The organism is Streptomyces sp. NPDC059909 (assembly GCF_042730885.1).
In the GTDB taxonomy this organism is placed as follows: Bacteria; Actinomycetota; Actinomycetes; order Streptomycetales; family Streptomycetaceae; genus Streptomyces.
In genome coordinates, this window is sequence record NZ_JBHWKX010000079.1 from 1 (window position 1) to 22,877 (window position 22,877).

A 22,877-nucleotide genomic window follows, 5' to 3' on the forward strand; every position below is an offset into this window, starting at 1 on the left:
CCACCCTCGGGGGGGGTGGGGTTGGGGGTTGTGGGGGGGGGGAAGAGGGGGGGGAAAAAAAAGAAAAAAGGTGTCTTCCGCCGCCCGGAAACCGCCCGGGGCCCGCGTCGTAGTCGTCGTAGTCGTCGTACGGGTGAGAAGGTCAGCCCCGCCTGCCCCGTACCAGGGTCCGGCGTAGCCGGGCCGCTGGGCCCGGGGGGGCGGCGCCGGGGAGGTCGAGTTCGGTCAGCCGGGCGGGCGGGACGTAGCGGCCCGTGCTGTCGTCGCCACGGCGGTCGTGCAGGAGACCGACGACCTCGTCCCTCAGACCCCGGTGGAGGTTCGGCTGCATGCAGTAGCCCACCGCTCGGACCAGCGGCTCCAGCGTGTCCGGCCCGGCGCCGGGCACGGCCGGGGTCTGCCCCTGCTCCAGGTCCGGCACCAGGTGGTCGACGATGACCAGCGGCATCCGGTTGCTGTTCTCGTACGGCGTGAGCCGCTCCAGGACCATCTCGGTGCCCACCCGCGCGACGGGGATGTCGTAGTACACGGCGGCGGTGAGCATCGCGGTGGAGAAACAGCCGACGACGAGCTGCGGGCGGCAGCGCTCGTAGAAGGTCTCGGCGAGCAGCGGACCGTCCAGGACGGTCAGCTTCACGCCGGTCTCCGCGGCCGCCTCGTTGAGGGCGAGGGAGTAGCGGGCGGGCGCGGTCGGGTGCGGCTTGAAGATCACCGACCGGTGCCCGGCCGCCGCGGCACCGCGCAGCATACGGACGTGAAGGTCCTCTTCCTCCTCGGCCGTGACGATGCCCAGCGCGGCCATGTACTGGCCCAGCAGCAGGGCGGTGGGGGCGGCCTCGATCGCCTGGGTCACCTGCTGGTCCCCGGCGGCCGCCTCGGCGATCTCGGCCAGCACCTTGCGGAAGGCGTCGTCCGGTACGAGCTCCGGCTCGACGCCGAACTCGGACAGGAGCAGCGGACGCAGGCCCGGGACCAGGTCGAGGTGGAGGAGCCGCTGGATGCGGCACGCGATCTGCTGCGGCAGTTCGTCGCGGGTCGCGCCGTAGCTCATGAGGCCGTCCGCGTACACCTGGACGGGGCTCTCGGCGAAGATGGCCGCGAGCGCCTGGGCGGGGTTGACCTGGATCGACTCGACGATCAGCTCGACCGGCGCGCTGCTCAGTCCCCAGGCCGTCCGGAACGCCCGCTGCCACAGCGGGGCCTCGTCGGTGCGGGGCCCCCAGGAGCCCGGGTGGTTGGGACGGATGGCCTCGTTCCAGTCGATCACCTCGTCGAAGCGGGCGGCGATACGGTCGTAGCCGGTCATCGCGTCGAGCCGCAGTGCCGTTTCCGGAATCTCGGCGTTGTTCGAGACCAGCAGGATCCGACGGGCCTCCGCCCGGGGGCCGAACTGCCCGGTGTCGAGCGCGGCCGCAAGGGTGGCCGCTCCGTAGAGCGTGGACACCTCGAAGATCTGCGTGCGCCGCTGTGTGTCCAGCAGATGTGTGGCCGGCCGATGTGCGTCCAGCGGGTGCGTGTCCATGGGTCAGGCGGCCCTTCTCGTGTCGCGCAGACTCTGGAGCATCGTGCTGCGTTTGGTGTCCATCGTGGCCAGGGTCCGGTCCAGCACCTGCTGGGGCATGCGCCCGAGCGCCTCGGCGACGGCGTGCCTGAGCCGTTTGGCCACGGCCGGCTCGTACTGGTCCGCCTTGGCCATGTGGAAAGCGATCATGGCGCAGTAGGTCCGTACGGCCTTCGGCAGGAAGCGGTCGGCCTCGGCGTCCTGGGCGACTTCCTCGAGCAGGATGTCGTAGGACGGGATGAAGTCCAGCTGGCGGTTGTCGCTGATCTGCGTGAGAGACGTGGTGACACCGCGCCGGTAGAAGGCCCCGTGCAGCGAGAGAGCGGCGTACGACGTGGCCTTCAGGTGCACCCGCCAGATCCACAGGCGGTCTTCCGCGGTGCGCAGTTTCGTCTCGAACCGCGACTCGCCGCCGGCGAATAGGCGACCGCTGTAGATGCCGAACGGGACGAAGGGGTAGTCCACCATCGTCACCATGGTGGCGGGGGCGATTCCGTCCCGGGGGTCCATCACCGTGTCGCGCAGTTTGGCGGGCGCGTAGCGGATGCTGCGCTGCGTGCCGGTCGAGAGCACATGGTCGGTTCGGGCGAAGTCGCAGCCGAGCCTTTCGATGCCCTCCACCATGGCGCGCAGATGGCCGGGGGCGTACCAGTCGTCGCCGTCCAGGAACGTGATGTAGTCCCCGGTCGCCGCGTCCAGGCCGGTGTTGCGCGCCTGGGCCACACCCCGGTTCGTCTCGTGACGGATCACCCTGGCGTTGGGAATCCGGTTCTGCCAGCGGTCGAGCACGTCCGGTGTGGCGTCCGTCGAGCAGTCGTCGATCAGCAGGAACTCGAAGTCCGGGTCCGCATTGCGCGCGAGGCTGCGCATGGTGTCGGGAGCATAGATCCCGACATTGTGGAGCGGGACTATGACGGACAGTTTCGGCACACAGATTCCCAACACTCGAACGCCGGTCTTGTCTGCACACTAAGCACCCTGGTATCCGGCAGGACGAGCCGGATTTGCATTCCAGGTGAATTCTTTTCGTCCTCCGAAGAAACCGCGGTCGGCTTCCGGGGCGGCGGCTTTCTCACTCCCGGGCCTCCCGGGCCCTCATTCCCCGGCCGCCCCCGCTCCCGCCTCCGCCTCCGAGGGCCTGCGCGAGCGCCGGTGCCAGAAGCCGATGGCCACCAGGGAGAGCAGAGCGGCGGCGCCGACCGCGCCGCCCAGCCGCAGCCCCGGCGGCCGGAACGTGCAGCTGATCGAGGTCGCCCTGCCGTCGAGCGGGACGGCCAGCAGGCCCAGGTACTGCTCGGCGGGCACGGGGTCCGCGTCGCCCGCGGCGCACGTCCAGCCGGAGATCCGCGGCGCGGCGATGACGGCGGTTCCGGTGCTGCCGGCCGGGAGCTCGGCGGAGATGGTGTGGCCGGAGGCGTGGACAGTGGTGGCGCCGGTCGCCGTCAGCTGCCGTACGGCCGAGTCCAGCCGGTCCCTGACCAGACAGCCGACCGGCTGCCGCGGCAGGACGACCTTGGCGGAGGGGTGCAGGTCGATCCGTAGCGCACCGGACGCCGGGACCGTGCCGAGGGCCTGCATGGCGCCCCGCACGGCCGGCAGCTTTCCGGAGAACGGGACGGGCCGCTGTCCGTTCAGGGCGGCGGTGCCCTGGTACTCGGGCGCCCAGAAGTGGACCTGCGAGCCGGCAGGGCACGCGGCCGTCAGCGTGATCGTGTCCTTGGTCCCGCTCGTGCGCTTCAGGTCCTCCGGCACGTCGTACACCGTGGCGCCGAGCAGCAACTCCTGGTTGGCGAAGGCGGAGTCACCGAAGCGGACCCCCGGGGCGGGGAGCGACACGTCCGGGCGGACGGTGACCAGTGGCGGCACGGCCATGTCGGTGGAGGTGATCGTGGCTTCGGGGAGCGTGTCCGGCCGCACCGGCGCTGTGGGCGACGAGTGCATACGGGTGCCGATGGAGAAGATCGCGTCGGTCACCGGGTTGTCCAGGCTGACCGGGTGCCGCCCCTTGGCGTAGTAGCCGAAGCCGAGGGAGGACAACGTGCCGGTGTAGACCTCCGCGGTCAGGCTGCTGTAGTAGTCGGCGCCCTGACCACCGACCAGCAGGACGTCGTTGCCGCCCGGCACCTCGCCGGGATCCGTGCGGTGCCGCGGCCAGTCGTCCTTCTGCTCGGTCGCCTGGGCCATGTCCTCGTGCCAGGGGCCCAGCCGCGGGGCCCAGGAGACCCGCGCCAGCTGCCGCTGCTCGACACGAGCCCCCGAGGCCGCGGTCTCGCCGGCCTGGGCGACGGCGAGGAGGGCGACGGCCAGGACGAGCAGGAGCCGGGCGCCGGCGCCGTACCGCCTGGAGAGCAGGACGACCGCGGCGGCCAGTACGGCGAGCACGGTTGCGGCGCCGAAGGCGGGGTAGGTCCACCGGTCGATGTCCGGGGTCCCGCGGGCCGCGACGGCCGTGCCGGCGAGCAGCGCGCCGGCGCCCAGCAGCGCGGGCGTCCGGGGCAGCCCGCGGGCGGTGGACATCCAGGCCGCGATCAGGAGCAGCCCGCAGAGCACGAAGGTCTGGCGGTAGGGGATGCCGTTGGGCGACGCACCGGCGTGCCAGAGGAGATGCGTGGGCTCCCATTGCAGGGACAGCGCCACGAGGCAGATCGCCGCCGTCCAGCCGATGCGGACCCGGGGAGCCAGATCCCGGTTGAAGGGCAGGGTCAGGGCCAGCGCGAGCGCCGCGGTGCCGATGTGGAGGGCGGGCGTCGCCACGCTCGACGTGCCCGGCAGCAGTCGGGCGACCACATCCGTCCAGGCAGCGGGCGAGAAGGTCACCTCGGGTGTCGGATCCGCGACGCGGGTGCCCATGTAGACGACCACGACGAGCGGTGCGGCGAGGCCGATGCCCACGGCCACGCCACGGGCGGCACGCAGCAGGCCGGCGAGGCGCCGACGGCCGCTGCCGTCGGCCGTGAGCAGCCGGACCACCAGCACGACGGCAGCGCCGATGGTCGCCATGTACGCGGTGTAGAAGTTCGCGATCCAGGCGAGTGCCACGACGAGCGGCCCGAGCACCGGGCGGCGGCCGGCCCGCGCCCACTCGCCGACCAGGCACAGCAGCGGGAACGCCAGCAGGCCGTCCAGCCACATCGGGACGGTGGCACCGTAGTTGAAGGTCCAGCCGGACAGCGCGTACGCGGTCCCCAGCACGGCGGCCACCGGCCACGGGCCGCGGCGCAGCTTCAGCAGCAGGACCGACATCGCGGCACCGGCCGCGGTGATCTTGGCGACGGTGATGACGTAGAGGGCGAGTTCGATCCGGTCCGCCGGGAAGAGCACGACCATCAGGTCGAACGGGCTGCTCAGATAGGTGCCGAAGTCACCGAGGAAGTTGGACCCGAAACCCGAGGACCAGTTCAGGAACATGTCGCCGTCGGCCCCGCCGAGCAGCAGCTTCCGCCAGTACGCGTGGTACGGCAGGTACTGCTGGCCGAGGTCGACGATGTTGCGGGTCGTCGGCCCGAACGGATGGCTGCCGGCCAGCAGTCCGCCGAGGCAGAAGACGACGCACGTCAGCAGGGCCGCACCGGCCGACGCCCGCAGCCGCACACTGTGCCGGGACCGCAGCATCAGCCTCCGCACACCGCCGGGACGGCCCGGGACGCCGGGGCCGCCGGGCTGCTCGCCCGTGGCCGCGCCCGTCGTCTCGGGTCGCTCGCCTGTGGGACTCACACGCTCGCTCTGGGCGGGCACGGCCTCGGCAGCAGGTGGCACACGTCCTCCGGGGTGTGGTGCGCGGCGCGCGGATGCGCGGGAGCCCGGTGGCGTGGTCGTCGCACGGGCCGTCGGCCATTACCGCCGAGCCGGGCGACCCGCATCCGATCGCCAGTCGAACCCTGGACGGACCGGAGGTGAAGGCCCGGTGCCGACCGGTGGCGCACATGGGCAACGAGCCGCCTCGCCCGGCCCGTTGCGGGCAGGGCGGGGCGGGCTCGCGGCGCGTCCTCCCTGTCGGAGCAGTGCGTCGTCCCTGTCGGAACAGTGCGCCCTCCCTGCCGGAGCGGTGCGTGATCCAAGGCGAAGCGGCACGTCACGCCAGGCAGAGCCGTGCGTCACCCCAGATAGATCAATGTCGTCCTGAACGCGGTCCTGTCGTTCTGCACGCCCCTGACCTCCACGCGCGTGACGCCCTCGGCGGCCTCCCGTACGACCTCCGCGTCGATCCAGCATGCGGCGTCGAACTCGACGTAGCGCTCGAAGCTGCTTGCCGTGCAGACCGGCAGGGCTCCCTCGAATCCCGTGGCCGCGTGGGCAGCCTGGTACGCGGCCTCGATCAGGGCCAGTCCCGGGACGTGGTCGACGGGGTGGTCGTACAGACCGGTGTGGGTGACGTCCATCCGCAACTGCCAGCGGCCGGGCCGGTCGGCCGGTGCGAGGACCACGGCGGAGGCTTCGGCGCGTCCCACGGTGGAGGCCGGCACCGGCGCGGGGACGGGTGCCTCGCCCCAGGCGACGGTCAGGTGCTCGCCCCGCAGGCGGCGGTAGACGGCGGGAGATATCCAGCTGAAGTCGACGACGGCCTCGAGGACCGTGTGGTCGTCGTGGACAGCGGTGAGCTCGATCCGCATCGACCGCTGGCCGGTGGACTTGCAGATCAGTTTTACAAACAGGTCGGCCGGTGTTTTTCGAGGAACCCGATAGCCCTCGGCCACGGAGAAGTCCATCCGCTCCATGAGCGTCTGGGAGGCCATCGGGACGCCCCGCTCGGCGTGGGCGACGACCAGACAACTCTGCCTGATGGTCTGGGTGATGAGCATCGGGTCGTAGTGCGCGCCGTCCGGCGCCCCGGGCCATCGGGCGGTGACCGCGTAGGTATCGCTGCCGAGCGAGGCCCACCCGGTCAGGAGGACGGCCTCCTCCCTGTGCAGGTGCACGTACTCCTTCGGTACGGCGACCGCGCGCTCCCCCGTCGATAACCCCGAGACCGCCGACGACGCCGATAACGCGCCCGGTATATCCGCGTTCTCGCTGCCCCCGGAAAGAAAGACGTCGGACATGATCCCCCCTGGCTTGGTCTGTGGTTGGCTTCGCTAAGGCCAACATGTCTAAGATACCGGACCGCCGGTCTTTTTCAAGGCACCTATCTTTAACAGAGGGAGAACAGCGTGGCGCGCCAGGAGAGAGCTATCCGGACCCGCAGGGTGATCCTCGAAGCCGCGGCGGCCGTCTTCGGCGAGCGCGGCTACGAGGCGGCGACCATCTCCGACGTGCTGGAGCGGGCCGAAGTCACCAAGGGCGCCCTCTACTTCCACTTCCCGTCCAAGGAGGACCTGGCGCGCGGCGTCCTCGACGAGGCGGTGACCACCGAAGGCGTCCGTCCGCAGAGCATCAAGCTCCAGGAACTGGTGGACGTGATGCTGCTCATCGCGTACCGCCTGCCCCGGGAGCCCATGCTCAGCGCCGCCCTGCGCTTGGCGGTGGACCTGGAGTCCCGCCGGCTCTTCGGCACCCGCTGGCCGGACTGGACCGAACTCCTCGCGGGCCTGCTGAGGGAGGCCCGGGAGCGGGGCGAGACGCACCAGCACATCGACGAGACCGAGGTCGCCCGCATCATGGTCTGTGCCTGGACCGGCGTCCGCGTGGTGACCGAAGGACTGCCGGAGGAGTACGACCTGCCGCGCGAGATCGCCACCACGTTCCAGATGCTGCTGCCCAGCATCGCCGTGCCCACGGTCCTCGCCAGGCTGGACGTCACGGCCGACCGCGCCACCCGGCTCTTCACCAACCTGACGGAGGACCGGCGCAAGGAGGAGATGGACGCGGAGCCGAGCACGGGTGCCGGCACCGGCACCGGCATCAGTGGTTGACGTATCCGCCGTCGACCGGCATGACGACGCCGGTGACGTACGAGGCCCGGTCGCTGAGCAGCCAGGCGACGGCCTCGGCGATCTCCTCGGGATCCGCGGTACGGCCCTGGGGCGTCACCTCGTGGATCGCCTCCTCCAGCCCCGGGTTGCGCCCGAACCAGTCGGCGGTGATCTCGCTGCGCGTGGCGCCCGGGGCCACGGCGTTGACCCGGATCCCCCGGCGTGCGTACTCCTCGGCCGCGGCCTTGGTGAAGCCGACGACCGCGTGCTTGGACGCCACGTAGGGGGCGGCGGCCGGAATGGCGACCAGACCGCCGACGCTGCTGTTGTTCACGATCGCGCCGCCGCCGCTCTTGAGCATCGCGGCGATCTCGGCCCGCAGGCAGTTCCACAGCCCGCGGACGTTGGTGTCGATGATGGTGTCGTAGATCTCGTCGGCCATCTCGTGCAGCGGCAGTTGGTCGCCGCCGATCCCCGCGTTGTTGAAGGCTCCGTCGATCCTTCCGTGGCGTTCCACCGTGACCCCGACCGCCCGGCGCACATCCTCCGCACTGGTCAGGTCGGCCACCACGTACGACGCGTCCGCCCCCTTGTCCCTCAGCTCCGCGACGACGGCCGAGAGCTTCTCCTCCCGGCGCGCCGCGAGTACGACCGCGGCCCCCTCGCGGGCGAAGACGTGCGCAGCAGCGGCTCCGATGCCGCTGCTCGCCCCCGTGATCAGAATGACTTTGCCGCGCAGTAATTCGCCTGTCTCGATCATGCGTTCAGTCTGTCATCGATCCAACGCCCGTCGTGCTACGAGCGCATGAAAACCCGTCGGACAATTCGTGATACCGGCCACTTCGATCTCGTCTCGAACCGGACAGGAGAGGACGGACGGGACCGGCCCTAGCCGGCGAGCAGCGACTCCAGGAGCTGGTTCACGCCCGAGTCCGGGACGCCGGCGTTCAGGGTGATGGTGGCGGCGTGGCGCTTGCCGCCGGCCCAGGCGGGGCGCCGCTGGAGCAGTCCCGGCCGGGCCCCCGCGATGACGAGCAGGGGAAGCGAGCCGGTGGACTCGGCCAGCGGCTCCAGCAGGTCCAGCAGGGTGTCGTCGGCCTGGTGCACATCGTTGACGACCACGACGAGCGGCGCGTCCGCGCAGGCTCTTTTCAGGAACTGCCGCCATGCCTCCAGGGTCTCCCACTCGGCGATGCGGTGGCGGGGGAAGTCGTCCGGGTCGACCAGGGGGATCAGCCTGGTCCGCAGCCACTGTGCCGACTCGCCGTCCGCCGCCGCCCGCTCGACGGCCTCGCCGAGCTTGTCCCTGACGGTCTCGGCGGTGTCCCCCTCCAGCATTCCGCAGTACGAGGAGAGGATCTCGGCGTGCAGGGCCAACGGGCTCCGCCGCAGCCGGGGCGGTGCGCTCCAGAAGAGGAACTGCCCGGCCTCGGGGCTCCTGCCCATGGCCCGGCGCTGGAACTCCGTGAGCACACGCGTCCGGCACCGGTCGGAGTCCGCCAGCACCGTGATCAGGTGCGGCATCGCCCGCCGTCGGGTGCGCTCCAGGATCCCGCGCATCAGGTCCAGTTCGCTCTCGTGTTCCCTGACCAGCGAGGGAGGAACGCCGCCTGCGGTCTCACCGGTCGCGGCGGACGCCCTCATCCGCCACCGGGACGGCGAGCCGCTCACCCGCTCGTAGGCGATCGCCGATCCGGTCGCCCGGTGCGTCTCGTCACAGACCTGGATCTCGCCCGGAGTCGCGAGCGCCAGCAGCGACTGGCACACGTCCAGCAGCGCCCCGTTGACCGACGGCGGGGCCGTGCCGTCCTCGGACCGGCGTACGAGCGCCTCGCCGGTCGCCACCGTGGTACGGACGAGCAGCCCACCCTCCACTCGGTGCGAGGAGGAGTCGCCGCGCCCGGACCCGGAGTCCGCCTCGAGCCGCAGCGAACCGTGTATGGCGGCGGCTGCCCGTACCGCCCGCTCGGCGCCGTCCTGATGGTCGTGGCAGACCTCGAACAGCCCGAGCGACACGGAACCCATCGAGGCCGCGACGACTCCGCCCGACCGCTCGATGTTCTCCCGGATCAGGGTGGCCACGCATTCGAGGACCTTGTCGACCCGCTCCGCGGGGGCCGCGTGGTACTCGGGGCCCAGCTGGGCGCGTACGAGGACCACGCTGACGTTCCGGCGCTCGGCCACCGGGGCCGGGCCCGGGGTGGGCACCGTCGACTGTGCCGGTGCGCCGGACCCGTCCGCCGTGTCCCCCTTGTCCACCTGATCCGCACGGTCCGCCCCGCCCGATCCGGAGGCCCGGCCCAACCCGGAGGCCCCGTCCGCCCTGTCGGGCTGGTCCGCCTTCTCGACGCCTCGCGTCCGGGCACCGCCCGTGCCCCGGTCGCGGCCGGATGCGGTCCCGGTCGCCGCGGGCGGCTCAGGCAGCTGCAGCGACGGGTCGTGCGTGAGGATGGCCTGCTGCAACTGCCGCAGCTCACGGCTCGGTTCCAGACCGAGGCCCTCGACGAGGGCGGCGCGGACCCTGCCGTAGACACCCAGGGCGTCCGCCTGCCGTCCGCAGCGGTACAGCGCGCGCATGAGCTGTCCGCACGAACGCTCTCGCAACGGCTCGCTCTCGACCATCGATTCGAGCGCTCCGAGGACGGCCAGATGGCGGCCGCACGCCAGCTCCGCCTCGAAGTAGTCCTCCTGGACGTCCAGCCGGGCATTCTGGAGGGCCGTCAGCTCGGGCCAGTGGATGCCCGTCTCCGCCAGGTCCGCCAGGACGGGACCGCGCCACAGGCCGAGGGCGTCCCGGAGGAGCGAGGCGGCCGCCTCCGAGTCCCCGGCCGAGAGAGCGGCCCGTCCCTCCTTCACCCACTGCTGGTAGAGATGCAGGTCGACCCGCTCGGGGTCGACGCGCACCAGATAGCCGGGGGCCTGCGTCAGCAGCACCGCCGCGGTGTCGGAGTGGCCGTCGGCGGACAGCGCCCGGCGCAGGCCCCAGACCGCGTTCTGCAGGATCTTCCGCGAGGTCGCGGGGGCGTCTCCGACGCTCCACAACGCCCTGAGCAGCCGGCTCGTCGGCACGACCTGATTGGCGTGCAGCAACAGGAATCCCAGTGCCGCACGCTGCTTGGCACCGCCCAGCTCGATCGGACGGTCGTCGACCACAGCCTCCAGCGGACCCAACACCCTGAAACGCATAGCTCCCCCCAGCTCCCGCGAGTCATTCAGTCCCTTCGCACATTACAAACCGACCAGATGTTTTGTCAAAGTCTCCACCTGATGGGCCTGAAGTGCACACATCGAGGACAATATGCCCCTGAACTGGGAAGACTGTCCAGTCGAAACTGAACCGTACGGTTTGTTTCGAGAGTATGAACGCTCTGAACGCCCCGTCAGGCCTGCTGACGAATCCGCGCACACACCTCCCGCAGGGCGCCGGCCAGCTGGTCGATCTCGGCATCCGTCAGCTGGACCGATGGCTCGAAGCGCAGCGTGTTCACCGCGCTGGCCGTGGGGAAGGTCCGGATCCGGTGGTCCTGGAGCAGCCAGCCGGCCAGGACGTAGCCGAACAGTCCGGCCCGCGCCGGCTCCCGCAGGGCCTCGCTCGCGGCGTCCCCCTGGTCCCGGAACTCCAGACCGGCGATCAGACCCCTCCCCCGTACGTCCTTCACCACGTCGGGGAAGTCGGCCCGCACCGACTCCAGCGCGGCCAGCAGTTTTCCGCCGGTCTCCGCCGCCTGCCGGTAGAGCCTCCCGCCGTCCGCCTCCAGCAGCTCCAGCACCTTGAGCGCGATGAGGGTCGAGAAGCCGTCCTTGGCGAAGGTCGAGCTGTGGACCATCTCGAACTCGCGGCGGTAGCGGGCCTCTCGGACGAGCATCACCGACGCCTTGGCCAGCCCGCCGCCCAGGCTCTTGGCCAGGACGTAGTAGTCACCGCGCAGCCCGATCTGCGACCCGGCGAGGAAGGAGCCGGTGCGGCCCATCCCGCTCTGGATCTCGTCGACGATCACCGGACAGTCGATCTCCGCACAGACCCGCTGGATCTCCTCCGCGAACGCGCGGGAGACCTCCCTGATACCGCCTTCGCCCTGGATGGGCTCCAGGACGAAGGCGCAGAAGACGGGAGCGGGCCGTTCGACGGTCCGTACGACACCCTCCTCGACCACGAGGTCGAGCAGCGTTCCGCGCTCCTCGTCGACGATCTTCCGCACGGTCCCGGGCTGGTCGAGCGGGACGAACCGGGCCTGTGCGGCCAGCGCCCTGAACGGCGCCCGGTACCCCTCGTTGTGGGTCAGCTGCACGCTGCCGACGAGCTTTCCGTGGAACGATCCCTCGGGCGCCAGGAAGACCGGCGGCCGGGACAGCTGCTCGGCGTTCGCGCGGGTGATCGCGGCGACCAGCTCCTCGAAGTCCCCGCTGTTCACGTCGTCGGCGACGACCGCGCTCCCGTCGTTCACCGCGGCGCGCGCCTGCTCGACGTGTGCCGCGATCTCCTCGCGGATCGCCCCCAGCCGCATGACACGGTCCATCTCGGCGTGCTTCACGGCCGCCTCGACGGCCTCCGCCCCGGTGTTGGCGAGGATCGCGTAATACGGCTCGTCGGTGCCGAGTTCGCGGTGGATGATCCGGTTCAGCTCCGCGGCGAGCCGGTTCGCCGGGGAGTGCCGGGAGAACTGCGTGAGGACCGGTGTCCGGGCGGCCAGGAGCGATGCCGCGTGTGCGGTGATCTCCGGATTGTTGTGGCCGAGCAGCAGCGAACCGTAGCCGCCGGCCAGGTCCAGGACCGAGAACTCCCTGCCGTCCGCGTCCAGCGAATACAGCGTATTTCCCTCGGCGCGTATGTACTCGATATCGAGTCCGGCCGACGACAGCACCGAGAGCAAATACGGCTCGGCCAACTCCAGTTGTACGGGTCCCGAATTCATGACATCCCCTCGTGGGCTCGGTGTTCCTGGCGCTCGGGAACCGTAACGGAGCGCCGTCCCGCTTTTCTCTGCGCCCGGTCACGCCGGAACCACTGTCCGGCCCGGGTCCGTCCGGTGAGCCCGCGGTTACCGTTGAATGCCCCTCCGGAAAGACACGTCGTGAAGACTGACGGCAATTGAGATGGTTCCGATTTCAGAAGAGGTGACATGAATTCTGTATCCGCTGACCTCGATACCGGAACAGTGTCGGTCGCGCCGTCCGTGGAGCCCCGCCTGCTGCGGGATGTGATGTCCCAATTCGCCACCGGTGTCGTCGTGATCACTGTCGGCGGCGATCACATTCATGGAATGACCGCCAATGCCTTCAGCTCCGTGTCCCTCGATCCGCCGGCGGTGCTGTGCTGTGTGGCGCACAGCGCGGTGATGCACAGCGCCATCACCGCCTCGGGCCGTTTCGCCGTGTCGATCCTCGGGGCCGACCAGCAGGACCTGTCCCGGCACTTCGCCGACAAGAACCGCACGCTCGGTCCGGCCCAGTTCGACGGTGTCGGCTGGCAGCCCGGTGCCCGCTCCGGGGCGCCCGTGCTGTCGGGCTCGCTCGGCTGGCTCGAGTGCGAGCTCACGGACTCGCACGAGGTGGGCGACCACTCCATCTTCATCGGCAGGGTGCTGGACGCCGGCCGCTCCGACGACCGCCATGGGCTGCTGTTCTTCGGCGGCGCCTACCGGCAGGTCGCGCCCGCCCCCGAGTAGGGCGCCCCCGCGTCGTACGGACACGGCGCCCGGCCGGGTCTCCCCGGCCGGGCGCCGTGCCGTGGCCGTTGTCCGGGCGGGCACGCGCCCGCAGACGGAACGTGCTCCTGCTCGGCGGGAGAGCAGGAGCACGCAGCCGTATCGGCCCACCGGAGGGCCCGGCGTACGGTCGTCCGGCCGGTTGTCCGATCAGAGGAACGGGGTCTCCGGGTCGAGGCCGAGGAGCACGCGCCCTTGGACCTCCAGGTTGGTGCTGAGCAGCAGCATGCCGTGGAGCGCGAGCCCCTGGGCGTCACGGTGGAAGCGCTGCAGCGGGACGCTGCGCTGGATCACCGAGGCTCCGCCGGCGTTGTAGAGGATCTCCACCGCCTCCTTGGCCAGCTGGATGGCGAACGCCGCCTTGCCGCGGACGTCGGCCTTCTCGGCGTCCGCCGGCTCCGCGTCTGCGTCGGCACGCTCCTGGAGGAGCGCCAGGATCTGGCTCTGCAGGCCTTCGGCGGCGGACAGCTTGTTGGCCGCGGTCGCCACCTGGATCTGCGTGAGGGGGTGCTGGGCCTGGTCGTTCCAGTTGGTGTACGTGATGCCGCGGCCCGGGACGCGCTCCAGGAAGAGCTCGTAGGCCCCGCGCGCGACACCCAGGTACGCGGCCGCGCACACCGCCATGATGTAGGAGAACAGCCGGTACCTGCGGCCCGGCGTCACCTCGGCGTCACGACCGGGTGTGGTGTTGAAGATGGCGTCGCCGTACCCGATGACCCGGTGCTCCGGGACGAACACGCCCTTGGCCGTCGTCGTCGACGAGCCGGTGGCGGCCGCCGACGAGGTGTTCCAGTCGTCCGCGATGGAGAACTCCGACATCGGCAGGATCGCGATCAGCTCCCCGTGGGAGCCGTCGGGCCGCTCGCAGAGCGCCGCGGTGATGTTCCAGTCGGCGGCGCGACAGCCGGAGTTGAACCGCCAGGTGCCGTCGAGGACGTAACCGCCCTCGGTCGGCGTGAGCGTACCGCTCGGCGTGAAGCCGCCGGAGATCCGGACGGGCCCGGACCCGAAGATCTCCTCCTGTGCCTTGTCGGGGTAGAGCGTGGCCAGCCCGACGGAGGAGACCCAGACCATCGCGAGCCACGCGGTGGACCCGCAGCCGCGGCCGATCTCGCTCAGGACCCTGCACTGGTCCTCCACCGAGAAGTCGAGCCCGCCGAACCGACGGGGCATGGCCGTCCGGAAGACACCGGCCTTGTCCATCAGGTCGATGTTCTCTTCCGGGATCCAGCGGTTCTCCTCGGCCCGCTGCCCGTTCTCGCGGAGGGTCGGCACGATGTCCCGCACTGCTTCCAGTACGGACCCGACCTCGATGTCAGTCATGAATTCCTTTTCCTCCAGATCGGATGTGGTCCGGTCCGTGTCACACGGGCAGTTCGTCGGCCACGGGACGGTCGATGGCCATCATCCATTTGCCGTTCGGCTCCCGGGTCAGGACGTCGGTGCAGGTCCCGTGGATCTTCTGCCGCTCACCCTCGTCATTGGTGATTTCGAGGTTGAAGTCCACGACGACGAGGATGGTGTCGCCGGCGGTGTACGAGTACTTGACGGTGGAGTCCAGGGACGGCCCTGTGGCCAGGAGTTCCTTGATGGCCTTGGTGCGCTCGGGGCCGCTCAGCGGCTTGCCCGAGAGATTGGATATCGCGTCGTCGCGGTAGAGCCGGTCGAATGCGGCGCCGTCGCCCGAATTGAAGGCGCGCAGGAAGACCGCATTCTGGATGTCACTGTCGCCGGTGAGTTCCAGGTTGTAGAGATCGGTATCCACGGACATGGTGAGCCTGCTCCCAACTTCTTGGAAGATCTTCTTGGAGAACGGGGACCGGAATGTGAAAGGACGCTATCGAGATCGGTCCATCATTCGGTCATCACCGGCTCACTACGCCAGCGCGGCCGCCTGCTCCGCAGCCCGGAAACCGGATTCGATCGCACCCTCGATAAACGATCCGTTCCAGCCGCTCGCGATGTCCGCTCCGGCGAAGACCATGCGGCCGTGCGGCTGCTGGATCGCGGGGAGCTGCTTCAGGAGCTGGCCCGGGCGGCGCAGACCCCAGCCTCCGCGGGACCACGGGTCCTTGGCCCACTCCTGGTACTTGTACGCCACGACGGTGGCGCCGGGTATGTACTGCCGCACGGCGTTCTGGACGGCTGTCTTGTCGGCCACGTCGAGCGAGGGGCCGGCGAAGCCGATCATCAGCCGCCCGCCGCCGGACAGTTGACGCTCCGGCATCAGCATCGGCAGCGGCGAGGTCTCCGTGCCCTGGCCGTAGACCGCGTCGACCTGGCCGCTCAGCTGGATCCAGAGCTTGGTGCCGAGCGGGACTCCCACACCCTCCTGGGTCGCCGTCGCGTGCACGGACGGCAGGCCCGGGTTGAAGGTGATGGTCTTCCACACGTTGACGGGCACCGCGACGACGACCGCGGAGGCGTTGAACACCTGCCCGCTCGCGGCCTTCACCCGCACCCGGTTGTACTGCTCGGTGATCGCCGTGACGGGCGTGCCGAGGCTCACCTTGGCGGTCGAGCCGGCCAGCATCTTCTGGAGCAGCGCGGTCATGCCGACGGTGGGCTTGAAGCCCATCTGGTTGTGCCAGCCCTCGAGGCTCCAGTTGCCGAGCGCCCACCACTGGGCCAGCGCGGTGAGCGCTCCCCGGGTGTTGTCGCCACCGACGTACGCCGCGGTGTATCCGGCGAGCCACTTCTTGTCGAGGTCGTCGAGGCCGAGCTGGGCGATGCGGTCGGCGAAGGACAGCGGGTCCACGCTCTGGAGCAGGTCCTTGCGGAACAGCGGGTCGTGGGGGCGCGGGAAGTACTGCTCCGAGCCGGCGAAGAACTTCGTCAGCAGCTCGTCCATGCGGGCGTTGGCCTCGGCGGGCGTGAGGGTCTGGAAGCCGTTCGCGGCGGGCATGACGGAGCTGGTGTTGGCCAGCTCCGGGACGGTGGTGATGCCGTAGCGCCGGAACTCCTGGGCGACGAGCGTGTGGTCGGGGCTGACCCAGCTGCCGCCGAGGTCGATCTGCTGGCCGGCGAGGGTGTCGGTCCAGATGCGGCCGCCGATGCGGTTGCGCGCCTCCAGGACCACGACGTTGAGGCCCTTGGCGCTGAGTTCGCGTGCCGCGGTGCCGCCCGCGTATCCGGCGCCGACCACGACGACGTCGGTCGTCACGTCGTCGGCGGCCCGGCTGGTGCCCGCGGTGGCGACGCCGATCGCCGAGGCCGCGGCGGTCGCGGCGGTCGCCTTGAGGAGCGACCGGCGACCGAGGGTGCGAGGAGCCGTATTCCGCTCCGAGGAGGTGCGAGAACTCATGAAGCCACCTGTTTCCGTAGGTTGCGGGCAGCCGCGACAGCAAAAGCGGCTGAGTGGTTTGTTTTCGGCCTACGGAAACCTACAGCGGGGCGAGGAACGCCCGGTCGCCAAAAGGTAATTGGAGGGTTTGTCTCCGTCCTTGTACGGGAAAAGGGGTTCGCCCGCAGCCCTGGAATTCCGCTGCGCAGAACGCCCGATCCCGGTGCCTGCCTGGGCCTTTACGGCCGGTCGGCACCGGGATCGGAATCGGGACGGGATCGGGGTCGGTGATGCGCGAACGGCTCCTACCGCTCGGCGGCCGCGGGCTGTTCCAGCCGCACCGGCTCGTCCGCAGCGGCGAGGGGCTCGTCGGCGGGCAACGCGTCGGGCGTGGCTGAGCCGGTCGGCGGCACGTGGCGCAGCATGGTGACCGCGAGGACCGCGAGGGCGGTGACGAGCACCGCGTTGATGACGGCGATGGTGTTCAGCCCGGATGCGAAGGCCTCACGGGCGGGGGTGATGATCCGGTCGGCCAGCGGGCCCGGCAGGTCCTGGGTGGCTTCGAGCGCCTTGGCGAGGGTGTCGCGGGCGGCGTCGGCGACGGAGGCCGGGGTGTCGGCCGGGAGTTCGCCGGTGACGCCGTTGCGGTAGACGGTGGTGCCGAGGCTGCCGAGGGCGGCGATGCCCACGGCCAGACCGAAGTCGCTGCTGGTCTGCTGGAGGGCGGAGGCGGCGCCCGCCTTCTCCTCGGGTGCGGAGCCGACGATGAGGGACACGCTCATCGCCATGATGGGCGCGATGCCGGTGTAGACGAAGCTGAAACCGACCAGGACGTACGCCAGTCCGTTGTTCGCCGGGTCGGCCTGGGTGAGGATCACGTAGCCGACGGCCGAGAGGATCAGGCCGATGCCGGTGACCGTGCCGGGGCGGAGGCGGCGGGCCAGGACGGGGGCGAGCATCGACGAGCCGATGAGCAGACCGGCGGCGGGGAGCAGCCACAGGCCGGCGTGCAGCGGGGAGAGCCCGGCGACCATCTGCAGGTACTGGGTGACGAACAGGTAGATGCCCCCCATGGCGACGGCGGCGAAGAGCATGACGCCCAGGGCGACGCTGAACGCGCGGCTGCGGAAGAGGCTCAGGTCCAGCATCGGGTCGTCGAGCCGCAGCTGGCGGCGGGCGAAGACGACACCGAAGACGAGGCCGACGACGACCGCGATCACCGACGCGGGCTCCACGCCGTACTTGGCGATCTCCTTGACGCCGTACACGACGGGCAGGATCGCGGCCAGGGACAGCAGGACGCTGACGATGTCGATGCGGCCGGCGTTCGCGTCCTTGTGCTCGGGGAGCAGGACCGGTCCGGTGATCAGCAGCAGCACCATGACGGGTACGGCGACGAGGAAGACCGAGCCCCACCAGAAGACCTGCAGCATGGCGCCGCCGACCACCGGGCCGAGCGCGATGCCGACGGAGAAGCTGGCCGCCCAGAGGCCGATGGCGGTGCCGCGCTCCTTGGCGTCCTGGAACATGCTGGTGATCAGGGCGAGGGTGGACGGCATCAGGGTCGCGCCCGCGATGCCGAGCAGGGCGCGGGCGGCGATCAGCATCTCCGGGCTGTTGGCGTAGGCGGCCAGCACCGAGGCGATCCCGAAGGCCGTGGCGCCGCCCAGCAGCAGCTTGCGGCGGCCGATACGGTCGCCGAGGCTGCCCGCGGTGACCAGGAATCCGGCGATCATGAACGCGTAGATGTCGATGATCCACAGCATCTGGGTGCTGCTCGGCTCGAGCGCCGCTCCCAGGTGGGGCACGGCGAGGTGCAGCAGGGTCACGTCGAGGGAGAGCAGGATGCTGGGCAGCGCCAGCATCGCGAGCCCTGCCCATTCCTTCCGTCCGGCGCGCGCAGTGGGTGGGACAGCATGCGTAGACATGGCAATGGCCTTTCCGTCCTTGTGTCCAAGGTGTTCAAGGGGTGTTGAAGGGTGTCCGAGGGGGCCGAGGAGCCGCCGGACCCCGCTCGCGCGGGGCCCGGCGGGTGTCACGGGCCGTCGGGGAGTGATCGGCCTGCGACCGGTGGTGCGGTGATCAGTGGGCGGCGCTGAGCAGGCCCTGCGCGAAACCGCCGTCGACGGGGAACTCGACGTTGGTGGTGAAGGTGGCATCGGCGGCGAGGAACAGCGCGGCCGCGGCGACCTCCTCGACCGTGCCGTTGCGCCGCAGCGGAGTGGTCTCGTCACCCTGCTTCTCGAACTCGCGGCGCTCCTCGTCCGTCAGTCCGGCGACGCCCATGGTCGGGGTCTTGATGAAGCCGGGGGCCAGCGAGTTCACCCGGATCCTGCGGGGCAGGAACTCGGCCGCGAGGACGTGGGCGAACGCGCGCACCGCGTCCTTCGACGCGGAGTAGGCGCTGATGCCGGGGTAGATGAGGTCGTTGGCGACCGTGGTGAAGACGATCGAGCCGCCCTCGTTGATGAGGGGCGACAGGCTCTGCACCGTGAAGAAGGCACCCTTGGTGTTGACGTTGAAGTGCCGGTCCCAGGACTCCTCCGTCACCTCCTCGAGGTTCTGCACCTCGGCGATGCCGTGGTTCACGAAGAGCCAGTCGACACGTCCCAGCTTCTCCTGCGCGACGTCGGCGAGGGCCTTGATGTCGGCCATGCTGGCGGCGTCGGAGCGCACGACGTGCGCCTTGTCGGACTTCACCTCGGTCCGCGCCTCTTCGATCTTCTTCTCGTTACGGCCCGTGAAGACGACCTCGGCTCCTCCCTCGAGCAGTGCCTTGACGATCGCCAGGCCCATTCCGTGCGTCCCCCCGGTGACGACGGCCTTCTTGCCCGCGAACCTGCTCATGGTTGTCTCCCTGTTCACACGTGGTCCTGCCATCTGTGGCGCCGGGGTCCTCCGGCGGGAGCAACACTGCGGGCGGGCCCTTGAGGCCGGCTTTCGGTCCGCTGTCGGTCCACCGTCGGACGCTCCCGGGGCGCCGCCGTTGCGACGCCCGTGGGCCGTCGGTGCGCCGCCCGTGCGCGGACACACCGGGCGATGACCGGGTCGCATTACGGTGGCTGGCATGCGTTTCGGGGTGCTGGGTCCGTTGGCCGTCTGGACGGTGGACGGCGAGCTTGTCGTCGTACCGGAGTCCAAGGTGCGGGCTCTGCTCGCCGCCCTGCTGGTGGACCCGGGACGGGTGGTCCCGTCGGACCGGCTCGTCGAGGACCTCTGGGGCGACGCTCCGCCGGCCAACCCTGCAGGAGCGCTGCAGACCCGGGTGTCGCGGCTGCGGCGCGCCCTGACGCGGGCCGGGGGCCGGGATCTGGTGGTCCACCGCCCGCCGGGGTATCTGCTGCGCGTGGCGGACGACGCCGTGGACTCGGGCCGCTTCGCCGCGCTGACCCGCCGGGCCCGTACGACGGAGGGTGCGCGGGAGCGGGCCTCCCTGCTGACCGAGGCGTTGTCCCTGTGGCGGGGGCCCGCGTTCGCCGACTTCGCGGACGAGCCGTTCGTCCGCGCGGCGGTCGCCCGGCTGGAGGAGCAGCGCCTGCTGGCCCTGGAGGAGCAGGCCGAAGCCCGCCTGGAGCTGGGCGAACACGGCCTGCTCGCCGGGGAGCTGGGCGACCACACCGACCGGCATCCGCTGCGGGAGCGGCTGCGGGCCGCCCATGTGCGCGCGCTGTACGGCGCGGGGCGCCCCAGCGAGGCCCTGGACAGCTATCACGAGCTGCGCCGCAGTCTGGACGAGGAGCTGGGGCTGGAGCCGGGCCCCGAACTGGTGGCGCTGCACGGGGAGATCCTGCGGCAGGATCCGGCGCTGCGGGCCGCGACGCCCGCGGACGCCACGACGCCGCCCCGTCCCCGTACGAACCTGCCCACTCCGGTGACCGATCTGATCGGGCGGTCGGAGTCGGTGTCCGAGGTGCGCGGCATGCTGGAGTCCGGCAGGCTCGTGACCCTGACCGGCCCGGGCGGGGTCGGCAAGACACGGCTCGCCGTGGAGATCGCGACCCGGCTGGCCGGCACCTTCGCGGACGGGGCCTGGCTGGTGGAGCTGGCCACGCAGGCGCACCCCGGCGAGCCCGGTCCAGCCGATTCGGTGGACGCACTGGCCGAGGTGGTCGCCGCCACCCTGGGAATACGGGACGACACGAGCCCCGGACCGCTGCCGGCCGGGCGGCCCCACACGCTCATCGACCGCCTGGTCGGCGCCCTGCGCGGAAAGCAGTTGCTGCTGGTCCTGGACAACTGCGAGCACGTCGTCGAGCCGGCCTCACGGCTGGCGGCGGCGCTGCTGCGGGGTGCCCCGGGCGTACGGATCCTGGCCACCAGCCAGGAGCCGCTGGACATCGCCGGTGAGCGGCTGTGGTCGGTGCCGCCGCTGGATCTGCCGGGGGCCGAGGCCGCGCCGTCGGTACTGCGGCGGTCGAGCGCCGTCCAGCTGTTCGAGGCGAGGGCGGCGGCCGCGTCGCCCGGCTTCGCGATCACCGACGAGAACGCTGCTGCGGTGGCGTCGATCTGCCGGCGTCTGGACGGGATTCCGCTCGCCCTGGAGCTGGCCTCCACCCGGGTGCGGGTGCTGGGCGTGCGGGAGCTCGCCGAGCGTCTCGACGACCGGTTCCGGCTGCTGACCGGCGGGCACCGGGGCGCTCCGGCGCGGCAGCAGACGCTGCGGGCGATGATCGACTGGAGCTGGGAACTGCTCACGGCTGCCGAGCAGATCGTGCTGCGCCGGCTGGCCGTCCACTCCGACGGCTGCACGCTGGAGGCCGCGGAGACACTGTGTGCCGGGGACGGGGTGAAACCGTCAGAGGTGGTGGACCTGCTGGCCCGGCTCGTGGACCGCTCGCTGGTCCTGGTCGCGCACGACGCCGACGGTCCCCGCTACCGGCTGCTGGAGTCGGTAGCGGCGTACTGCCTGGAGCGGTTGCGGGCGAGCGATCACGAGCAGGTGCGGCGCGCTCATGACCGCTACTACGTCGCGTTCGCGGAGGGCGCCGACGCCTTCCTGCGCGGCGCGGACCAGCAGCGGTGGCTGCGGCGGCTGGACGTCGAGACGGCGAACATCCGCAGCGCGCTGGACGGCGCCGCCGCCGACGGTGACGCGCCGCTGGCGCGGCGGCTGGTGCGGGCCATGAGCTGGTACTGGTTCCTGCGGGGGCGTCTCACCGAGGCGAAGCGCTCGCTGGCCATGGCGCTGGCCGTGCCCGACGCCCCGCCCGATGCATTGCCCGACACTCCTCCCGACGCGTCGCCCGACCGGCCCGGCGCGGGCGCGCCCGGCGCTTGCGTGGAGCCGGTCGTGGCGTGGCGGGCCGGGATGAGCATGCTGTCCGGGGACGAGGCCGACCCCGCCTGGGAGGGCGCCGCCGTACGGAAGCTGTACGAGGACGTCGGCGACCCGCACGAGCGGGCCAGGGCGGGCTGGTTCCTCGGCTTCGCGATGACCAAGTTCGGTGACATGGCAGTGGGCGAGGACCTGACGGACCGGGTGCTGGCCGATTTCCGGGCGTTGGGCGACCGCTGGGGCATCGCGGCCGTCCTCAGTACGCGCGGTATGCAGCGGTACGTGTGCGGTGATCTGACGCTGTCCCGGCGGGACGGCGAGGAGAGCCTGGCGCTGTTCCGTGAAGTCGGCGACAGATGGGGGCAGTTGCAGGCGATGGCGGTGCTCGGGAGGCTGGCGGAGATCGCCGGGGACTACGTGGCCGCGGACCGGTGGCACCGGGACGGTCTGCGTGTCGCGGAGGATCTCGGGCTGTGGACGGAGGCGTCCGTCCGTTGGTCCGAGCTCGGCAGGATCGCCCTGCTGACGGGGGATCATGCCCGCGCGGAGGAGTTCCATGAGCGGGGCCGGCGGCTGGCGGTCGAGCAGGGTGACAAGCCGGCCGAGGAGTTCGCGGAGGTGGGGCTCGCCCTGGGCGCGCGACGGCAGGGGCGGCTGGACGAGGCGGAGGCGTATCTGCGGGGCTGGCTGGAGTGGAACCGGCAGTTCGACGCGGAGTACGGCGCGGCGCTGATCCTGGCCGAGCTCGGCTTCGTCGCGGAGCTGCGCGGGGACGCGCAGGGGGCGCTGGCCCTGCACGAGGACGGGCTGGCCGCGGCGGGGGACACCGGCGATCCGCGGGCGATCGCGCTGGCCCTGGAGGGGCTCGCCGGGGCGCATGCGCTGGCGGGGCGTCCCGAGCGGGCCGCGCGGCTGCTGGGGGCCGCGGCGGCGGCGCGTTCGTCGGTGGGCGCTCCGCTGCCGGCGGCGGAGCGGGGCGATGTGGACCGGGTGACGGCGGCGGCGCGGGAGGCTCTCGGGGACGACGGCTTCGAGGCCGCGTTCGGCGCGGGCGCGGAGCTGGGCTGGGGCGTGGAGCTGTCGTCGTCCTGCGGGTGACGGCGCCGCACAGGCGGTACGCAGGAGGAAGGCTCACCGCTTCCGCGACCGGGCCGAGTCGTCGCGGAAGCAGTGAACCGGGCGTCGGGAGACCGCCAGGAAGGGG

General features: G+C 71.1%; 15 protein-coding genes. 3 read left to right on the forward strand and 12 right to left on the reverse strand.

Going from position 1 to position 22,877, the window contains the following annotated elements:
• Nucleotides 1-142 precede the first annotated feature (142 nt).
• The 4 genes from ACFV9O_RS33585 to ACFV9O_RS33600 form a co-directional block, all read right to left on the reverse strand.
• Nucleotides 143-1,522, reverse strand: coding sequence for a polysialyltransferase family glycosyltransferase (locus tag ACFV9O_RS33585; protein WP_385424792.1), 1,380 nt, complete (start codon nt 1,520-1,522; stop codon nt 143-145).
• Nucleotides 1,523-1,525: 3 nt separating this feature from the next.
• A complete protein-coding gene (locus tag ACFV9O_RS33590; RefSeq protein ID WP_385424795.1) occupies nt 1,526-2,491 on the reverse strand; it encodes a glycosyltransferase family 2 protein in 966 nt (321 codons plus the stop codon).
• Nucleotides 2,492-2,656: 165 nt separating this feature from the next.
• Nucleotides 2,657-5,275, reverse strand: coding sequence for a YfhO family protein (locus ACFV9O_RS33595; RefSeq protein ID WP_385424798.1), 2,619 nt, complete (start codon nt 5,273-5,275; stop codon nt 2,657-2,659).
• A gap of 380 nt (nt 5,276-5,655) precedes the next feature.
• Entirely contained in the window at nt 5,656-6,600 is a 945-nt protein-coding gene (locus ACFV9O_RS33600; protein WP_385424800.1) for a ScbA/BarX family gamma-butyrolactone biosynthesis protein, read from the reverse strand.
• Nucleotides 6,601-6,708: 108 nt separating this feature from the next.
• Here ACFV9O_RS33600 and ACFV9O_RS33605 point away from each other — a divergent pair, with 108 nt between their 5' ends.
• Complete coding sequence (locus ACFV9O_RS33605) at nt 6,709-7,410, forward strand: ScbR family autoregulator-binding transcription factor (protein WP_385424803.1); 702 nt, start codon at nt 6,709-6,711, stop codon at nt 7,408-7,410.
• On the opposite strand, the gene ACFV9O_RS33610 is transcribed toward ACFV9O_RS33605, so the two are convergent.
• From ACFV9O_RS33610 to ACFV9O_RS33620, 3 genes are all read right to left on the reverse strand, one after another.
• On the reverse strand, nt 7,400-8,170 hold the full coding sequence (locus ACFV9O_RS33610) for an SDR family NAD(P)-dependent oxidoreductase (RefSeq protein WP_385424805.1): 771 nt from the start codon (nt 8,168-8,170) through the stop codon (nt 7,400-7,402). The two genes, ACFV9O_RS33605 and ACFV9O_RS33610, sit on opposite strands and share 11 nt — an antisense overlap.
• Before the next feature lie 128 nt (nt 8,171-8,298).
• Nucleotides 8,299-10,563, reverse strand: coding sequence for a BTAD domain-containing putative transcriptional regulator (locus tag ACFV9O_RS33615; protein WP_385424808.1), 2,265 nt, complete (start codon nt 10,561-10,563; stop codon nt 8,299-8,301).
• Nucleotides 10,564-10,790: 227 nt separating this feature from the next.
• Complete coding sequence (locus tag ACFV9O_RS33620) at nt 10,791-12,323, reverse strand: aspartate aminotransferase family protein (protein WP_385424810.1); 1,533 nt, start codon at nt 12,321-12,323, stop codon at nt 10,791-10,793.
• Between the two features lie 207 nt (nt 12,324-12,530).
• Between ACFV9O_RS33620 and ACFV9O_RS33625 the strand changes: the two genes are divergently transcribed.
• Complete coding sequence (locus ACFV9O_RS33625) at nt 12,531-13,076, forward strand: flavin reductase family protein (protein ID WP_385424812.1); 546 nt, start codon at nt 12,531-12,533, stop codon at nt 13,074-13,076.
• A 189-nt stretch (nt 13,077-13,265) separates the two neighbouring features.
• Here the strand turns inward: ACFV9O_RS33625 and ACFV9O_RS33630 are convergent, their stop codons facing one another.
• The 5 genes from ACFV9O_RS33630 to ACFV9O_RS33650 all read right to left on the reverse strand — a co-directional run bounded on the left by ACFV9O_RS33630 (nt 13,266) and on the right by ACFV9O_RS33650 (nt 19,245).
• Nucleotides 13,266-14,438 (reverse strand): acyl-CoA dehydrogenase family protein, encoded by a 1,173-nt coding sequence (locus ACFV9O_RS33630; RefSeq protein WP_385424815.1) that lies wholly within the window; start codon nt 14,436-14,438, stop codon nt 13,266-13,268.
• A 40-nt stretch (nt 14,439-14,478) separates the two neighbouring features.
• The gene (locus tag ACFV9O_RS33635) at nt 14,479-14,886 is read right to left on the reverse strand and encodes a YybH family protein (RefSeq protein WP_385424818.1); all 408 of its coding nucleotides are present in this window, start codon (nt 14,884-14,886) and stop codon (nt 14,479-14,481) included.
• A gap of 105 nt (nt 14,887-14,991) precedes the next feature.
• Nucleotides 14,992-16,419 (reverse strand): flavin monoamine oxidase family protein, encoded by a 1,428-nt coding sequence (locus ACFV9O_RS33640; protein ID WP_385424821.1) that lies wholly within the window; start codon nt 16,417-16,419, stop codon nt 14,992-14,994.
• Between the two features lie 284 nt (nt 16,420-16,703).
• Nucleotides 16,704-18,326, reverse strand: coding sequence for an MFS transporter (locus ACFV9O_RS33645; RefSeq protein WP_385424823.1), 1,623 nt, complete (start codon nt 18,324-18,326; stop codon nt 16,704-16,706).
• 154 nt (nt 18,327-18,480) lie between these two features.
• Entirely contained in the window at nt 18,481-19,245 is a 765-nt protein-coding gene (locus tag ACFV9O_RS33650; RefSeq protein WP_385424826.1) for an SDR family oxidoreductase, read from the reverse strand.
• A 220-nt stretch (nt 19,246-19,465) separates the two neighbouring features.
• On the opposite strand from ACFV9O_RS33650, the gene ACFV9O_RS33655 reads away from it, so the two are divergent.
• Nucleotides 19,466-22,771 (forward strand): BTAD domain-containing putative transcriptional regulator, encoded by a 3,306-nt coding sequence (locus tag ACFV9O_RS33655; protein WP_385424829.1) that lies wholly within the window; start codon nt 19,466-19,468, stop codon nt 22,769-22,771.
• Nucleotides 22,772-22,877: the final 106 nt, after the last annotated feature.

What these genes read in the sequence shown, in the direction of transcription:
- ACFV9O_RS33625 (WP_385424812.1), top strand. Translation starts at nt 12,531, where the DNA reads ATGAATTCTGTATCCGCTGACCTCGATACCGGAACAGTGTCGGTCGCG.
- ACFV9O_RS33655 (WP_385424829.1), top strand. Translation starts at nt 19,466, where the DNA reads ATGCGTTTCGGGGTGCTGGGTCCGTTGGCCGTCTGGACGGTGGACGGC.
- ACFV9O_RS33600 (WP_385424800.1), bottom strand. Translation starts at nt 6,600, where the DNA reads ATGTCCGACGTCTTTCTTTCCGGGGGCAGCGAGAACGCGGATATACCG.
- ACFV9O_RS33585 (WP_385424792.1), bottom strand. Translation starts at nt 1,522, where the DNA reads ATGGACACGCACCCGCTGGACGCACATCGGCCGGCCACACATCTGCTG.
- ACFV9O_RS33650 (WP_385424826.1), bottom strand. Translation starts at nt 19,245, where the DNA reads ATGAGCAGGTTCGCGGGCAAGAAGGCCGTCGTCACCGGGGGGACGCAC.
- ACFV9O_RS33635 (WP_385424818.1), bottom strand. Translation starts at nt 14,886, where the DNA reads ATGTCCGTGGATACCGATCTCTACAACCTGGAACTCACCGGCGACAGT.
- ACFV9O_RS33620 (WP_385424810.1), bottom strand. Translation starts at nt 12,323, where the DNA reads ATGAATTCGGGACCCGTACAACTGGAGTTGGCCGAGCCGTATTTGCTC.
- ACFV9O_RS33630 (WP_385424815.1), bottom strand. Translation starts at nt 14,438, where the DNA reads ATGACTGACATCGAGGTCGGGTCCGTACTGGAAGCAGTGCGGGACATC.
- ACFV9O_RS33610 (WP_385424805.1), bottom strand. Translation starts at nt 8,170, where the DNA reads ATGATCGAGACAGGCGAATTACTGCGCGGCAAAGTCATTCTGATCACG.
- ACFV9O_RS33640 (WP_385424821.1), bottom strand. Translation starts at nt 16,419, where the DNA reads ATGAGTTCTCGCACCTCCTCGGAGCGGAATACGGCTCCTCGCACCCTC.
- ACFV9O_RS33645 (WP_385424823.1), bottom strand. Translation starts at nt 18,326, where the DNA reads ATGTCTACGCATGCTGTCCCACCCACTGCGCGCGCCGGACGGAAGGAA.